This is a genomic window from Pseudomonas sp. BN606 (assembly GCF_029873115.1).
GTDB lineage: Bacteria > Pseudomonadota > Gammaproteobacteria > Pseudomonadales > Pseudomonadaceae > Metapseudomonas.
The window spans coordinates 1-807 of record NZ_SSOF01000002.1; the positions used below are offsets into that span (position 1 = coordinate 1).

Here is an 807-nt window from a genome sequence, read left to right on the forward strand (position 1 = left end):
GGTGGCCGGGGTGTCCTCGGTTACCGCGATCGGACCGTCGTTGGAGGCGACAGGCGCGTCATTTTCCGGCGTGACAGTGATGTCCAGCGTCGAATCGCTGCCGGTGTTGGTGACATAGGTGACCTGCGGCACCGTGCCGTTCCAGTTCGCGGCCGGGGTAAAGGTGTAATCACCATTGCTGCCGAGGGTGAAGGTACCCACGTTGGCGATGGTCGCGGTCTGGCCGGCGGTGAAGCTGCCGGTAATGCCGGCCACGCTGAAGCTGGCAACGGTGAGCGTGTTATCCACATCGCTGTCGTTGCCCAGCACATTGCCGGTGGCCGGGTTGTCTTCGGCGACGCTATTGGTATCCGCCACCAGGACGGACGCATCGTCCACCGGGGTAACGGTGATATCCAGAGTGGAGTTGCTGCCGGTGTTGGTGGTGTAGGTGACCTGCGGGACGTCGCCGTTCCAGTTCTGCACCGGGGTAAAGGTGTAGTTGCCGTTAGCGGCAATGCTCAGCGTGCCGACACCGGCGATCACCGCGCTGGAACCGGCGGTGAAGCTGCCGGGGACGCCATTGATGGTGAAGCTGGCAACGGTGAGGGTGTTATCCACATCGCTGTCGTTGCCCAGCACGTTGCCGGTGGCGGGGTTGTCCTCGGCGACGCTGTTGGTATCCGCCACCAGGACGGAAGCATCGTTCACCGGAATGACGTCGGCGAAGCTCAGTTCGGCGGTATCGGTGAGGTTGCCGTCGGAGACGGTATAGGTCGCGGTCGGTACCGGGCCGTTGTAGTTCAGTGCCGGGGTGAAGGTGAAGCT

The 807-nt window shown here is 63.2% G+C and carries 1 protein-coding gene; it reads right to left on the reverse strand.

Features of this window, described 5'->3' with window-relative positions; genetic code table 11:
- The coding region (locus E8E75_RS00010) for an Ig-like domain-containing protein (protein ID WP_280357610.1) at positions 1-807 on the reverse strand (807 nt) is incomplete at both ends.